Source organism: Streptococcus sp. UBA3373 (assembly GCF_002360305.1).
Taxonomy (GTDB): Bacteria; Bacillota; Bacilli; order Lactobacillales; family Streptococcaceae; genus Streptococcus; species Streptococcus alactolyticus.
The window spans coordinates 22839-37824 of record NZ_DEQF01000026.1 but is presented as its reverse complement, the minus strand read 5'-3'; the positions used below and the strand labels follow the sequence as shown (position 1 = coordinate 37824).

General features: G+C 41.6%; 13 protein-coding genes. 10 read left to right on the top strand and 3 right to left on the bottom strand.

Translation table 11 applies throughout. The features are described 5' to 3' along the window. Both rpmG and rpmF read right to left on the bottom strand, forming a co-directional pair. On the bottom strand, window positions 1-140 hold a 140-nt coding region (gene rpmG, locus B3R79_RS03945; RefSeq protein WP_214256096.1), incomplete at its 3' end, for a 50S ribosomal protein L33. Window positions 141-155: 15 nt separating this feature from the next. After that, window positions 156-332, bottom strand: coding sequence for a 50S ribosomal protein L32 (gene rpmF, locus B3R79_RS03940; RefSeq protein ID WP_003066947.1), 177 nt, complete (start codon window positions 330-332; stop codon window positions 156-158). Between the two features lie 246 nt (window positions 333-578). On the opposite strand from rpmF, the gene hisS reads away from it, so the two are divergent. From hisS to B3R79_RS03915, 5 genes are all read left to right on the top strand, one after another. Then, the gene (gene hisS / locus B3R79_RS03935) at window positions 579-1856 is read left to right on the top strand and encodes a histidine--tRNA ligase (protein ID WP_204984679.1); all 1278 of its coding nucleotides are present in this window, start codon (window positions 579-581) and stop codon (window positions 1854-1856) included. Between the two features lie 140 nt (window positions 1857-1996). After that, complete coding sequence (gene aspS / locus B3R79_RS03930; RefSeq protein ID WP_293693878.1) at window positions 1997-3745, top strand: aspartate--tRNA ligase; 1749 nt, start codon at window positions 1997-1999, stop codon at window positions 3743-3745. After that, window positions 3735-4676, top strand: a complete 942-nt coding sequence (locus B3R79_RS03925; protein ID WP_204984677.1) for a YitT family protein — start codon at window positions 3735-3737, stop codon at window positions 4674-4676. The genes aspS and B3R79_RS03925 overlap by 11 nt, the downstream gene beginning before the upstream one ends. A gap of 22 nt (window positions 4677-4698) precedes the next feature. Further along, the gene (locus B3R79_RS03920) at window positions 4699-5559 is read left to right on the top strand and encodes a YitT family protein (RefSeq protein ID WP_168261202.1); all 861 of its coding nucleotides are present in this window, start codon (window positions 4699-4701) and stop codon (window positions 5557-5559) included. Between the two features lie 95 nt (window positions 5560-5654). Continuing rightward, the gene (locus B3R79_RS03915; protein WP_293693875.1) at window positions 5655-7070 is read left to right on the top strand and encodes a prolyl oligopeptidase family serine peptidase; all 1416 of its coding nucleotides are present in this window, start codon (window positions 5655-5657) and stop codon (window positions 7068-7070) included. A gap of 39 nt (window positions 7071-7109) precedes the next feature. Here the strand turns inward: B3R79_RS03915 and argS are convergent, their stop codons facing one another. Further along, window positions 7110-8801 carry an arginine--tRNA ligase gene (argS, locus tag B3R79_RS03910; RefSeq protein WP_293693873.1) on the bottom strand — a complete coding sequence of 564 codons (1692 nt, stop codon included), beginning with the start codon at window positions 8799-8801 and terminating at the stop codon, window positions 7110-7112. A 189-nt stretch (window positions 8802-8990) separates the two neighbouring features. Between argS and argR the strand changes: the two genes are divergently transcribed. From argR to ruvA, 5 genes are all read left to right on the top strand, one after another. After that, on the top strand, window positions 8991-9428 hold the full coding sequence (gene argR / locus B3R79_RS03905) for an arginine repressor (protein ID WP_154454968.1): 438 nt from the start codon (window positions 8991-8993) through the stop codon (window positions 9426-9428). After that, window positions 9425-9778 carry a YlbF family regulator gene (locus tag B3R79_RS03900; RefSeq protein ID WP_154454969.1) on the top strand — a complete coding sequence of 118 codons (354 nt, stop codon included), beginning with the start codon at window positions 9425-9427 and terminating at the stop codon, window positions 9776-9778. Before argR ends, B3R79_RS03900 begins: the two co-directional genes overlap by 4 nt. Then, the gene (gene mutS / locus B3R79_RS03895) at window positions 9765-12338 is read left to right on the top strand and encodes a DNA mismatch repair protein MutS (protein ID WP_204984674.1); all 2574 of its coding nucleotides are present in this window, start codon (window positions 9765-9767) and stop codon (window positions 12336-12338) included. Before B3R79_RS03900 ends, mutS begins: the two co-directional genes overlap by 14 nt. A 109-nt stretch (window positions 12339-12447) precedes the next feature. Then, the gene (mutL, locus tag B3R79_RS03890) at window positions 12448-14388 is read left to right on the top strand and encodes a DNA mismatch repair endonuclease MutL (protein WP_293693871.1); all 1941 of its coding nucleotides are present in this window, start codon (window positions 12448-12450) and stop codon (window positions 14386-14388) included. Window position 14389: 1 nt separating this feature from the next. Continuing rightward, window positions 14390-14983 (top strand): Holliday junction branch migration protein RuvA, encoded by a 594-nt coding sequence (ruvA, locus tag B3R79_RS03885; RefSeq protein ID WP_293693869.1) that lies wholly within the window; start codon window positions 14390-14392, stop codon window positions 14981-14983. Window positions 14984-14986: the final 3 nt, after the last annotated feature.

Sequence of the window (14986 nt, the reverse complement as noted above, 5' to 3'; positions counted from 1 at the left end):
TCAGTAAAGATTACGTGTTTACGCAATTTTGGTGAGTATTTTTTCAATTGAAGACGGTCTGGAGTGTTACGTTTGTTTTTTGAAGTAAGGTACAAGCGTTCACCAGATTCTTTGTGTTCAAGTGTGATATTTACGCGCATGGTATCTCCCTTCTATTATTTAGCTGCTTTAGCGATTTTACGTCCTTTGTAGTATCCTTTAAGTGATACACGGTGAGAACGTGAGTAATCTCCAGTAGTTTCGTCAAATTTTACTGATGGAGCAGTCAATTTGTAGTGTGTACGACGTTTGTTTTTCTTCGCTTTTGAAGTGTGACGTGCAGGTACTGCCATTTGTTATTTCCTCCGATAATTTTTTAGTTCTTGATTTTCAATCAACTTTAACATCATACCATATCTTTTTTGTAAAGTAAAGTTACTTGACAAAAAATTTAAAAATAGCCGAAGAAATCCTAAAAAAAGGTTGTGCTTCTTCTTTAGAACTTGTTTTTGTGATAAAATAGGAATGATTGAATCGCTACAATAGTAGAAAGGAATGAAGGGGCTAAATTTGAAAATTTGGTGCCAGTGTATCTTATTATGAAACTGCAAAAACCTAAAGGAACCCAAGATATTTTACCTAGCGAAAGCGCAAAGTGGCAATATGTCGAAGCTGTTGCGCGTGAAACATTCAAGAAATACCATTACAGCGAAATCCGCACACCGATGTTTGAGCATTACGAGGTGATTAGCCGTTCAGTTGGTGACACAACGGATATTGTGACAAAAGAAATGTATGATTTCTACGATAAGGGTGACCGTCACATTACCTTGCGTCCAGAAGGTACGGCTCCTGTGGTGCGTTCATTTGTGGAAAATAAATTATTTGCGCCAGAAGTACAAAAACCTGTGAAAATGTACTATATTGGGTCAATGTTCCGCTACGAGCGTCCACAAGCTGGTCGTTTGCGTGAGTTCCACCAAATTGGTGTGGAATGCTTTGGCTCTGCTAATCCAGCTACAGATGTGGAAACCATTGCCATGGCTTACCAATTGTTCCAAACCCTAGGGATCAAAGATGTCACTCTTCATTTAAATACCCTAGGAAGTGCGGCTAGTCGTGCGGCTTATCGCCAAGCCTTGATTGATTACTTGACACCAATGCGTGATGAATTGTCAAAAGATAGCCAACGCCGTTTGGATGAAAATCCGCTTCGTGTCTTGGATTCGAAGGAAAAAGAGGACAAGCAAGCTGTTGAAAATGCGCCATCTATTTTAGATTACCTCGATGAAGAAAGCCAAGCTCACTTTGATGCGGTTCGTGACATGCTTGAAGCCCTTCATATTCCTTACGTTATTGATACTAATATGGTGCGTGGCTTAGATTATTACAACCACACGATTTTTGAGTTTATCACAACCGTTGACAAATCTGATTTGACCATTTGTGCGGGTGGGCGTTACGATAGTCTTGTAGATTACTTTGATGGTCCAGAAACCCCTGGTTTTGGCTTTGGACTTGGTCTTGAACGTTTGCTTCTTATCTTGGAAAAACAAGGCATTGCATTACCGATTGAAAATGATTTGGACGTTTACATTGCTGTTTTGGGAGAAGGTGCAAATCTTAAAGCTTTAGAACTTGTTCAAGCCCTTCGTCATCAAGGTTTTGCAGCAGAACGTGATTACCTCGGACGTAAAATCAAAGCACAATTCAAATCTGCGGATACTTTCCATGCTAAAACCATCATCACTTTGGGAGAAAGTGAAGTGGAAGCAGGTCAAGTAACGGTCAAAAACAACCAAACCCGCGAAGAAGTGACCGCAAGCTTTGAAGAAATTGAAACAAACTTTTCAGATATTTTCAGAAAACTAAGCTAATTGCTTTTTCAATGAAGAAAGCACGTGAAAAGGCTTAATTGGGAAAAGGTAAAAAAACTCTACCGCATGGGTGGGGTTTTTTCGTGCTTTTTGCTATAATAGGTGGGAATGAATAAATTAAAAAACGGAGAAAGATAGCAATGAAACGTACAATGTATGCGGGTCGTGTTCGTAGCGAACATATTGGCCAAGAAGTGACTCTTAAAGGTTGGGTCGGTCGTCGTCGTGATTTAGGTGGACTTATTTTCATCGATCTTCGTGACCGTGAAGGGATTATGCAATTGGTCATCAATCCTGAAACAGTTTCAAGCGACGTTATGGCAACAGCAGAAAGCCTTCGTAACGAATTCGTTATCGAGGTGACAGGAGAAGTTGCCTTACGCGAACAAGAAAATCCAAACTTGCCAACAGGTGCGGTTGAATTGAAAGTGTCAGCATTGACCATCCTAAACACTGCTAAAACAACACCATTTGAAATCAAAGATGATGTTGATGTGACAGATGACAATCGTTTGCGATACCGTTATTTGGATCTTCGCCGTCCAAAAATGCTTAACAACTTTAAATTGCGTGCGAAGGTGACACACTCTATCCGCAATTACTTGGACGACCTTGAATTTATTGACGTTGAAACACCGATGTTGACAAAATCAACGCCTGAAGGAGCGCGTGATTATTTGGTGCCAAGCCGTGTGAGCCAAGGTCATTTTTACGCTTTGCCACAAAGCCCACAAATCACAAAACAATTGTTGATGAATGCTGGTTTTGACCGTTACTACCAAATCGTAAAATGTTTCCGTGATGAAGATTTGCGTGGAGATCGTCAACCTGAGTTTACACAAGTGGATATGGAAACGTCATTCTTATCAGATAAAGATATCCAAGATATCACTGAAGGAATGATTGCCAAAGTTATGAAAGATACCAAAGGTATCGACGTAACTCTACCATTCCCACGTATGTCTTATGATGATGCCATGAACAATTATGGTTCAGACAAACCTGACACACGATTTGAAATGCTTTTACAGGACTTGACAGAACTTGTCAAGGATGTTGACTTCAAAGTATTTTCACAAGCACCAGTAGTCAAAGCTATCGTGGTTAAAGGAAATGCGGACAAGTATTCACGCAAACACATTGATAAATTAACAGAATTTGCAAAACAATTTGGTGCCAAAGGCCTTGCTTGGATCAAATTTACAGATGGAGCTATCAGTGGGCCAGTTGCGAAATTCTTGACAAGTATTGAAAGCGAATTGACAGTACGTTTACAACTTGAAGAGAATGATTTGGTGCTCTTTGTTGCGGATACGCTTGAAGTGACTAATAATACACTTGGTGCTCTTCGTATACGCATTGCCAAAGAACTTGACATGGTTGACACTTCACAATTCAATTTCCTTTGGATTGTTGATTGGCCAATGTTTGAATGGTCAGAAGAAGAAGGTCGCTATATGTCAGCTCACCACCCATTCACATTGCCAACGGAAGAATCAGCACATGAATTGGAAGGTGATTTGTCGAAAGTGCGTGCCATTGCTTACGATATCGTGCTTAACGGTTACGAACTTGGTGGTGGTAGCTTGCGTATTAACCACAAAGACTTGCAAGAACGTATGTTTAAAGCACTTGGCTTTACAGCAGAAGAAGCCAATGACCAATTTGGTTTCTTGTTAGAAGCGATGAATTACGGTTTCCCACCACACGGTGGTTTGGCTATTGGTCTTGACCGTTTTGTAATGCTTCTTGCTGGCGAAGAAAATATTCGTGAAGTGATTGCCTTTCCTAAAAATAATAAAGCAGCAGACCCGATGACACAGGCACCGAGCCTTGTTTCAGACAAGCAATTAGACGAATTGGCTTTAGCTATTGAAAGTGATGATTAGAAAAACACCTATCAAGAAGAAAACAAAGTTTGTCGTTAGTCGGTGGGCAGAAAAATATGGCCTACTGAGAACCATGCAGAGTATTTCCAGAGAAAAGTATGCCGAAAAAATTTCGGCATCTATTCTTTATGGGATATTGTCTGCGATTGCGGTTAATTTCTTTTTTCAACCTGGGCATGTTTACTCTAGTGGTGCGACTGGCTTTGCACAGGTTTTATCTGCAATTAGTGAACGGTTGATTGGTTTTAAAATTCCAATTTCCTTGGCCTTTTATGGGATAAATCTCCCTTTGCTGATATTGGCTTGGTACAAAATCGGTCATAAATTTACCGTTTTTACCCTAATCACAGTAACCATGAGTTCTTTCTTTATCCAGATTGTTCCAGAAGTTACTTTGACAACAGACCCGCTCATTAATGCTATTTTTGGTGGGCTTGTGATGGGAGCTGGTATTGGTTTTGGACTTAGATCTCGTATCTCAAGTGGTGGAACGGACATTGTCAGCTTGACCATTCGGAAAAAAACGGAGCATGATGTGGGCAGTATCTCGCTCATTGTCAATGCCATTATCATGTTCTTTGCAGGCTTGTTATTTGGTTGGCAATATGCTCTGTACTCAATGGTGACGATTTTCGTTTCTAGTCGCGTTACCGATGCGATTTTCACGAAACAAAAGAAAATGCAGGCCATGATTGTGACTAGCAGACCCGAAAAAGTGATTACGATGATTCACACGAAATTACACCGCGGGGTAACTTCTATCAATGAAGCAGAAGGGACTTATAATCACGAAAAGAAAGCAGTTTTGCTTGCTATTATTACGCGTGAAGAATACAATGATTTTAAATATTTGATGAAAAAAGCTGACCCTAAAGCTTTTGTATCAATTGCTGAAAATGTCCATATTATTGGGCGTTTTGTGGACGATTGATTAGGATTTTGGAGGTGGGAAAATGTCATTTGAACGATTGGGACAACTCAAACGTCTCTTGTTGATTGCCGTTGGTGTAGCGATTTACACTTTCGGGTTTGTAAAATTTAACATGGCCAATGCCCTTGCTGAAGGTGGTGTTGCCGGTGTGACGCTGATTGTCCATGCTCTTTATGGCATTAACCCTGCCTATTCTTCCTTGATTTTGAACATCCCCTTGTTTATTTTGGGGGCTAGGATTTTGGGAAAACGTTCGCTTGCTTTGACCATTTACGGAACGGTTCTCTTGTCGTTTTTCATTTGGTTTTGGCAACGGGTTCCTATCCATGTCACCCTTGAAAATGATATGATGCTGGTTGCTGTTGTTGCGGGGCTATTTTCAGGTGCTGGAAGTGGTTTGGTGTTTCGTTACGGCGCTACAACTGGTGGGACAGATATCATTGGACGTATTGCTGAGGAAAAGTTAGGCTTAAAACTAGGGCAAACCTTACTCTTTATTGATGCCGTTGTTTTGACAGCTTCCCTCGTTTATATTGATTTACAACACATGCTCTACACTTTGGTTGCCAGTTTTGTTTATAGTCAAGTTTTGACAATTGTGCAAAATGGAGGCTACACTGTACGTGGTATGCTGATTATTACCCAAAAATCAGAAGAAGCTGCCTCAGCTATCCTCAATGAAATCAACCGTGGTGTGACTTTTCTAAATGGTCAAGGTGCTTATTCAGGCGAAGATAAAAACGTCTTGTACGTTGTTCTCAATCCAACAGAAGTCCGAGAAGTCAAGGCCATTATGGCAGAATTAGACCCCGATGCTTTCATCTCCATTATCGACGTTGACGAAGTTGTATCGTCAGACTTTAACATTAGACGGAAGAAATAAAACACGATTAGAAATGTACCTATGTTGTAGGATGATTTCTAATTTTTAACCAGCAAATGTAACCGATTACAAACAAAAAAGAAAAGAGATTTAAAATGAAAAATAGTATTGATAGCATAGCACTGTACATCAAGGGGTATGAGTTTGGGCCAGGAGTTCCAAAAATCATTTTGACTTTGGCAAAGCCTATTTCAGCGGTGTCGACGGAGTCTTTGATTGTGGTCACTGCTGGTGAAAACCGTCAGGTGAGTCAGGTTTATATTTCAGATAATGAGGGACACTTGATTGGGCGTGGTGAGAGTGTTTATCTGACGATTGAGATGCCAATCACTTTTGACCAGAAGCAGATGAAGAATGTTTCCAGCCCTTTCTTTTTCAATGGTGCGAATTATCATCATGAGTGGGTTCGTGACTACAAGGTGTCTATTAAGGGCTTGCTAGTTACTATGGGACATGAGGTTGTAACTCTTGAGATTGAGGATTACAATGCTATTACTAACCTTTTTTCACCAGATGTGGCTCCTTTCCAGTATCATAGCGAGTACTCAGGAACCTATACCAATCCTTTGACTAAGCAAGATGAAGCATTAAGGCTTCAGTGTGTGGCTTATGAACCTGAGACTGCAAAAACAGCAGAAAAACTGCCTTTGTTAATTTGGCTTCATGGGCAAGGTGAAGGTGGGTCAGATGTTGACATCACCTTGTTGGGCAATAAGGTTGTGGCACTGGCTCAACCAAAGATTCAAGCTCATTTTGAGGGTGAGGGTGGCACGGGAGCTTATATCTTAGCTCTCCAATGTCCGACTTACTGGATGGATGAAGGCGATGGAAAAAATGGTGTGGGAGCAGGTGTTTCTCGTTATACCGACATCGTTATGGACGCCATTCAAGATTTTGTATCCCGCAATCCTAAGATTGACAAGAATCGTCTGTATCTGACGGGTTGCTCTAATGGTGGTTACATGACCTTAAATCTTGCCATTCACAATCCTGATTATTTTGCGGCATTGATTCCGCAGGCTGCGGCTTATGCCTATCATTGCTACCAACGACAGTCTGATGGGACTTATGCCCTTTCTACTGATAATGGCACCTTTATCCAGACCGACGAAGTCTATTTTGATGAAGCAAAATTAAATGCTATCAAAGATACTCCCATTTGGTTTATCCATGCAGCAGATGACACGATTGTTGCTCCTGAAAACTATTCTCTTCCCATTTACAAATCGCTGTTAGATAGCGGTGCGACTAATGCATGGTTTTCTTATTATGAAAGCGTGGAAGGATCAGACATCAAAGGGATGACTTATCCAGGACACTGGTCATGGTTGTATTTCTTCAATGACGAGGTGTTTGGTGTGCAATCCATGGCTGATATTAAAAAGGCGACAGACCTTTCAGGATTTTCACCAAATAATGCGGACAAAGGTGGAAGGAGCCAAGCGAAGGTTAATGGCATATGTTATCACAACCTTTTTGACTGGTTAAATGTGCAGAAAAAACCGTTTTAAAGACATCAAAAAAGCCGTGATAAACGGCTTTTTTTAGTTTTACATTTCGTCAGGTGCTTCAACTCCAAGAAGACGAAGGGCTTCTTTTAGAACGGTTGCCGTAGCGTAGCTGAGGGCTAGGCGGCTGTCACGTTCTGGGCTTTCATCAAGAATACGTATGTGTGCGTAGTATTTGTTGAAGCTTTGTGCCAAGCTGATTGCAAATTTAGCAATGATAGAAGGTTCAAAGTTATCTGCGGCACGTTTGATAATACGAGGGAAGTCTTGAATGAGTTTAATGATTTCCCAGCTTTCAGCATCGTCAAGTTTGTAAACATCGTTGACAGATGGTGTAAAGTTAGCTTTACGAATGATAGACTGGATACGCGCGTGAGCGTATTGAACGTAAGGGCCTGTTTCCCCTTCAAATGATACCATTGCGTCAAGGTCAAAGTCATATCCGTTTAGGCGGTCTGTTTTCAAATCGTAGAATTTAATAGCACCAACTCCAACGGCGTGGGCAACGGCTTCCTTGTTAGCAAGGTTAGGATTTTTGGCATTGATTTGGTCTTCGGAACGTTTGATTGCTTCTGCAATAGTTGGTTCAAGTAGGATAACGTTACCTTTACGTGTTGACAATTTTTTGCCTTCTTTGGTCACAAGTCCAAACGGTACGTGTGTAATGTCATCACTCCACTCAAATCCCATTTCGCTAAGAACGGCTTTCAATTGTTTGAAGTGAGCTGATTGTTCATTACCTACAACGTAAATGGCTTTGGCAAAATCGTACTCACGTTTGCGGTACAAGGCAGCCGCCAAGTCACGCGTAATGTAAAGCGTGGCACCGTCTGATTTTTTGATAAGCGCTGGGTGTTCGATACCGTATTTTTCAAGGTTAACCACTTGGGCACCTTGCGATTCTTCAAGCAAGCCTTTTTCTGTCAAGATGTCCACCACTTCGTCCATCTTATCGTTATAGAAGGCTTCTCCGTTATAACTATCAAAGGTAACCCCAAGTTCGTTGTAAAGGCGGTTAAATTCAACAAGGCTTTCGTCACGGAACCATTGCCAAAGAGCAGTAGCTTCTTCGTCGCCTGCCTCCAATTTACGGAACCATTCGCGTGCTTCTTCGTCTAACTCAGGTTGTGTTTCTGCCTCAGCATTGATGCGAACATAGAGTTTTAACAGCTCATCGATTGGATGAGCCTTGACGGCAGCTTCGTCACCCCATTTTTTGTAGGCAACAATCAACATTCCAAACTGTTTACCCCAGTCACCAAGGTGATTGATTTTAACAGCTTTATAACCGATTTTTTCAAAAATATTAGCCAAGCTATCGCCGATAACAGTTGAGCGAAGGTGCCCAATAGAGAAAGGTTTTGCGATGTTTGGGCTTGACATATCAATAGCAACGTTGCGTCCGTGTCCCAAGTCCTGGCTAGCGTAGTGGCTACCGTCTGCGATAACTTTTCCTAAAACATCTGCAGAGATGCTTTTTTTGTCAAGGAAGAAGTTGATGTATGGTCCAACCGCTTCAATTTTTTCAAATCCAGTCGCATCCAATTGCCCTGCAATATCAGCTGCAATCATTTGAGGAGCTTTGCGGAGGATTTTAGCGAGTGAAAAGGCAGGAAAAGCCAAATCTCCCATATCTGAATTTTTTGGAATTTCAAGCAGATTCACAACTTGTTCTTGGTCTAATTCTGGAACAATAGTGTGAATGCGTTCTGCAATAGTACGTTTTGTATCCATGATGTTCTCCTAAAGTCATTAGTTCATATTATTTTAACATAAAAATAAAAAATAAACGAGATGGAAGAAAAGAAAACGCTTGAAGTCTAAAAACTGGATAAAAATAGAGATAATACCTACAATTGTGATGAAAAAGTTCTTTTTTTTTGGTATAATTCTAAGGATAAATATACATAAAGGGAAACTTATATGAATAAAATAGAACGACAAAACCGTATTAAATACTTGATTCAGACGGGTCATATTGGCACGCAAGAAGAGATTAAAAATTTGTTGCAAAAAGAAGGTATTACTGTAACGCAGGCGACCTTGTCGCGTGATTTGCGTGAAATTGGGCTTTTGAAGCTCCGTGATGCGTCTGGAAAATTGTATTATAGCTTGGCTGAGGTGGTTGGAGCTACTTTTGATGCTGCGGTTCGCTCTTACATTTTAAAAGTTGCGCGTGCTGGTTTTATGCTGGTCCTTCATACCAATCTTGGGGAGGCTGACGTTTTAGCCAATTTGATTGATAACAGTGAGATTCCAGAAATTATCGGAACGGTGGCAGGTGCGGATACTTTGTTGGTTATTTGCAAAGACGAAGAAACGGCCAAAGCCTTTGAAAAAGATTTAGCGACGGGTGTATGAGTTCTTACGATAAAGCAGTAGAAAACCTCCTTCAAGCGATAAAACAGCATGATAGCGTGCGGTATTTTCAAAAAGCAGAGCAAAAAATTAAGGCTTTCCCAGAATTGGAGCAACAAGTCGATAAGATGAAGGCTTATCAGCAAGAAGCGGTGCTTTATCAGAAGATTGACAAACAGGTTGCCAAAGAAAAAGCTGGCGAACAAGCGGACCAGCTGCAAAAAGACTTGTCAGAACTGCCGATTGTCAAAGATTATCGGGACAAAATGCAAGATGCCAGTGATTTGGTACAATATATTACAAATAGCTTGGAAACAAAGATTAACGAGGAGTTAAGCAATGGCAAAAGATAAACTTTCCCCAGGCATGCAACAGTATTTGGATATCAAAAAAGATTATCCAGATGCTTTTTTACTTTTTCGCATGGGAGACTTTTACGAGTTATTTTACGAGGATGCCGTCAAGGCTGCACAGATTTTAGAGATTAGTTTGACTAGTCGCAATAAAAATGCGGATAATCCAATTCCTATGGCTGGTGTGCCTTACCATTCTGCCCAACAGTATATCGATGTTTTGGTTGAAATGGGGTATAAGGTTGCGATTGCTGAGCAGATGGAGGACCCAAAACAAGCGGTTGGCGTGGTCAAACGTGAAGTGGTGCAAGTTATCACGCCAGGGACGGCGGTTGATTCTTCTAAACCAGACAGCGCCAATAACTTTTTGGTGGCAATTGATTCAGACGGAAAAGCCCTTGGATTAGCCTACATGGACCTGTCAACAGGGGAATTTTTCTCGACGATTTTGTCTGATTTTTCAAGCCTTCGCAGTGAAATCCTCAATCTTAAGGCTCGTGAAATTGTGGTGGGCTATGATTTGTCTGAAACAGAGCAACACTATCTGGTGAAACAGTTGAATTTGCTCTTATCTTTTGAAAAAGACCGCTACGAAGACGTGCATTTGGTGGACCAAACCTTGACGGATTTGGAAATTTCTGCGGCAGAGAAATTATTGCAGTATGTTCATATGACACAAAAACGCGAACTCAGTCATCTGCAAAAGCTCGTCCACTACGACATCAAAGACTACTTGCAAATGTCTTATACGACAAAATCAAGCCTTGATTTGTTGGAAAATGCACGCACAGGCAAAAAACACGGCAGTCTTTACTGGCTCTTGGATGAAACCAAGACGGCGATGGGAATGCGTCTGTTGCGCCAGTGGATTGACCGTCCCTTGGTGAACCAAGAGCAGATTGACGAACGGCAAAATATTGTTCAAGTCTTTTTGGACCATTTCTTTGAGCGCAGTGATTTGACAGATAGCCTCAAAGGTGTTTATGATATTGAACGTTTAGCCAGTCGGGTGTCCTTTGGGAAAGCCAATCCCAAGGATTTGTTGCAGCTGGGTCAGACCTTGTCACAAGTTCCAAAAATCAAAGCTATTTTGGAATCCTTTGCCAGCCCTTACCTTGACAAGCTTGTCAAGGATATTGACACCCTACCAGAATTAGAATCCTTGATTCGCTCAGCGATTGACCCAGAAGCGCCTGCGGTTATTACAGATGGCAGTATTATTCGGACAGGATTTGATGAAACCTTGGACAAATACCGCAAAGTCATGCGTGAGGGAACCAGCTGGATTGCTGAAATTGAGGCCAAAGAACGAGCGGCAAGTGGCATCGCCAATCTAAAAATCGACTATAACAAAAAAGACGGTTACTATTTCCATGTGACCAATTCAAATCTGTCTTTGGTGCCTGATTATTTCTTCCGTAAAGCAACGCTGAAAAATTCAGAGCGTTTTGGAACGGCAGAATTAGCTAAAATCGAAGGGGAGATGTTGGAGGCGCGCGAGGAATCAGCAAACTTGGAATACGATATTTTCATGCGCGTGCGCGGGCAAGTTGAGCGTTACATCACACGTTTGCAGGATTTGGCAAAGGCCATTTCAACGGTTGATGTCTTGCAAAGTTTAGCCGTTGTCGCAGAAAATAACCATTATGTTCGTCCGCGTTTTAACCAGCAGAAAGAAATCTATATTGAAAAAGGGCGTCATGCGGTGGTTGAAAAAGTCATGGGGACCCAAGAATACATTCCAAATACCATTACATTTGATGAGCAAACGACGATTCAATTGATTACTGGTCCAAATATGAGTGGTAAATCCACTTATATGCGTCAGTTGGCTTTGACGGTTATCATGGCACAAATGGGGTCTTACGTTGCGGCGGAAGCAGTGAATCTGCCTGTTTTTGATGCGATTTTCACGCGAATTGGTGCCGCAGATGATTTGATTTCAGGGCAATCCACTTTCATGGTGGAAATGATGGAAGCCAACCAAGCCATCAAGCGAGCCAGCCAGCAATCCTTGATTTTGTTTGATGAATTGGGACGTGGGACAGCGACCTACGACGGTATGGCTCTAGCCCAATCTATTATCGAATACATTCACGACCACATCGGAGCAAAGACGATGTTTGCGACCCATTATCATGAATTGACAACTCTGTCAACAACCTTGACACAACTTGTCAATGTCCATGTTGCGACTCTTGAAAAAGATGGTGACGTGACTTTCCTTCACAAAATTGCAGAAGGACCTGCAGACAAGTCTTACGGCATTCATGTTGCTAAAATTGCGGGCTTACCAAAATCCTTGTTGCAACGTGCAGACAGCATTTTGACGCGCTTAGAATCTGGTGCTGCCAAGCTGCAGTTGCTGCCAGAAGTGGATTCTTCGGTGGTTGAAGAAACTCCAGTCAATAACGAGGAGCCTAAGGTAGAGCAGCTTAATTTGTTTGCAGATGACACGGCTAACCAAGAGGTCATTGAGGCTCTCAGAAAAGTTGATTTGATGAATTTGACGCCCATGCAGGCCATGAATGTTATTTATGAACTGAAGAATATGCTGTAAGCACAAGAGGTGATCTCAAAAGAGATGGCCTCTTTAGTTTGTGTTATAATAAGAATTAAACAAGCAAGAACGAAAGGAATAAAGGTGCTTGAAAAGCCCTACGAATCATATGAGTAAAATTATCGAGTTACCAGAAGTTTTGGCTAACCAGATTGCGGCGGGTGAAGTTATCGAGCGACCAGCCAGCGTTGTCAAGGAATTAGTGGAAAATGCGATTGATGCTGGGAGTAGTCAAATCACGATAGAGGTTGAGGAATCAGGCCTTAAGAAAATTCAAGTGACTGACAATGGGGAAGGGATCGCCCAAGAAGATGTTGCTCTTAGTTTACAACGTCATGCGACGAGTAAAATCAAAAGTCAAGCTGATCTTTTTCGCATTCGAACGCTAGGATTTCGCGGCGAAGCTCTACCGTCTATTGCGTCAATCAGTCATTTCACGCTAAAGACGGCAACGGCAGACGAAGATTACGGGACACTTTTGGTAGCTAAAGGTGGCGAAATTGAAAAACAAGAACCCATTTCAACCCCTGTGGGTACGAAAATCACCGTTGAGGATCTGTTTTATAATACACCTGCTCGCCTCAAATACATGAAAAGCCTTCAATCAGAATTGGCACACATTGTGGATGTGGTCAATCGTTTGAGTTTGGCTCATCCTGAGGTGGCTTTTAAATTGATAAATGACGGTCGTCAGATGACGACAACTGCTGGAACAGGGGATTTGCGTCAGGCGATTGCAGGCATTTACGGCCTCAATACAGCGAAGAAAATGATTGAGATTTCTAATGCTGACCTTGATTTTGAAGTGTCAGGATACATTAGTTTGCCTGAGTTGACACGTGCCAATCGGAATTACATTACCATTTTGATTAATGGCCGTTACATCAAAAATTTCTTGCTGAATCGTGCTATTTTGGATGGCTACGGTTCGAAATTGATGGTGGGGCGTTTCCCTATTGCGGTTATTGATATTCAAATTGACCCTTATTTAGCGGATGTCAATGTCCATCCCACAAAGCAGGAAGTTCGTATTTCTAAGGAAAAAGAGTTAATGGTTTTGATTAGTTCGGCTATTTCAGAGAGCTTGCGAGAGCAGGATTTGATTCCAGATGCGCTTGAAAATCTTGCCAAATCAAGCACACGCGGGTTAGCAAAACCTGAACAAACCACTCTTCCTTTAAAGCAAACGGATTTGTATTATGATAAGGAGCGTCAAGACTTTTTTGTCAAATCTGACACCGTCGAAGAGCAACCAAGACAGGTGTTTAATGACATTGACAAGGTTGTCAAGGAAGTTGACAATCAACCGTCAGTGAAATACGCTCAACGTTTAACGCCAGAAACATCAGGTGATGAACACGATGCTTTGGATTTTGCCAATAAAGCTAAAATTACTAGGATGATTGAAACCCTTGATACGGAGGAGTCGTCAACCTTCCCAGAGTTGGACTATTTTGGGCAAATGCATGGAACTTATCTCTTTGCTCAGGGAACAGATGGCTTGTACATCATCGACCAACACGCTGCGCAAGAACGTGTGAAATACGAGTATTACCGCGAAAAAATCGGAGAGGTTGACAGTTCTTTACAGCAACTGCTCATGCCCTATCTTTTTGAATTTTCAGGGGCTGATTTCATTGCTTTACAAGAAAAAATGCCTTTGTTGCAGCAAGTCGGTATCCATTTGGAGCCGTATGGCAACAATACTTTTATCTTACGTGAGCATCCGATTTGGATGAAGGAGGAAGAAATTGAGTCGGCGGTTTATGAAATGTGCGACATGCTTTTATTGACTAATGATGTATCGGTGAAAAAGTACCGTGCTGAATTGGCTATTATGATGTCTTGCAAGCGTTCAATTAAAGCCAATCATATACTAGACGACTACTCGGCTCGGCATTTGTTGGTTCAATTGTCCCACTGTAAAAATCCCTACAATTGTCCGCATGGCCGTCCTGTCTTGGTGCATTTCACCAAAGTAGATATGGAAAAAATGTTCCGTCGGATTCAAGAAAATCATACTAGTTTAAGAGAGTTAGGAAAATATTGATATGTATGATTACATCAAAGGAAAATTAACCAAAATCACCGCCAAGTACATCGTTGTGGAGGCTGGCGGTTTGGGATACATCGTGAATGTGGCTAACCCTTACAGTTTTTCAAACTTAGTTAATCAAGAGGTGCAGATTTATGTGCATCAAGTTGTTCGTGAGGATGCTCAGTTGTTGTTTGGTTTTCATACTGAAGATGAAAAGTCCGTCTTTTTGAACTTGATTTCGGTATCAGGTATTGGACCAACGACGGCGCTAGCTATTATTGCCGTAGATGACAACGAAGGCTTGGTTCATGCGATTGACACGAGCGACATCAAGTACTTGATGAAATTCCCAAAAATCGGGAAAAAAACAGCGCAACAGATGGTTTTGGATTTGGCAGGGAAGTTCGTCGATGTTCCTGTGGAAAATGGCAGAGCTGCTCAGGCAAAAACAGCAAGCAACGAGCCGCTTGAAGAAGCCATGGAAGCTCTTTTGGCATTGGGCTATAAAGCCACAGAACTCAAGAAAATCCGCCAGTTCTTTGAAGGTACCAATGAAACAGCAGAACAATACATCAAATCAAGTCTTAAGATGCTGATGAAGGGCTGATGT

Bases quoted from the DNA above. Each gene is read 5' to 3' on its own strand.
- rpmF (WP_003066947.1), bottom strand. From the start codon at position 332: ATGGCAGTACCTGCACGTCACACTTCAAAAGCGAAGAAAAACAAACGT.
- hisS (WP_204984679.1), top strand. From the start codon at position 579: ATGAAACTGCAAAAACCTAAAGGAACCCAAGATATTTTACCTAGCGAA.
- aspS (WP_293693878.1), top strand. From the start codon at position 1,997: ATGAAACGTACAATGTATGCGGGTCGTGTTCGTAGCGAACATATTGGC.
- B3R79_RS03920 (WP_168261202.1), top strand. From the start codon at position 4,699: ATGTCATTTGAACGATTGGGACAACTCAAACGTCTCTTGTTGATTGCC.
- B3R79_RS03915 (WP_293693875.1), top strand. From the start codon at position 5,655: ATGAAAAATAGTATTGATAGCATAGCACTGTACATCAAGGGGTATGAG.
- argS (WP_293693873.1), bottom strand. From the start codon at position 8,801: ATGGATACAAAACGTACTATTGCAGAACGCATTCACACTATTGTTCCA.
- argR (WP_154454968.1), top strand. From the start codon at position 8,991: ATGAATAAAATAGAACGACAAAACCGTATTAAATACTTGATTCAGACG.
- B3R79_RS03900 (WP_154454969.1), top strand. From the start codon at position 9,425: ATGAGTTCTTACGATAAAGCAGTAGAAAACCTCCTTCAAGCGATAAAA.
- mutS (WP_204984674.1), top strand. From the start codon at position 9,765: ATGGCAAAAGATAAACTTTCCCCAGGCATGCAACAGTATTTGGATATC.
- mutL (WP_293693871.1), top strand. From the start codon at position 12,448: ATGAGTAAAATTATCGAGTTACCAGAAGTTTTGGCTAACCAGATTGCG.
- ruvA (WP_293693869.1), top strand. From the start codon at position 14,390: ATGTATGATTACATCAAAGGAAAATTAACCAAAATCACCGCCAAGTAC.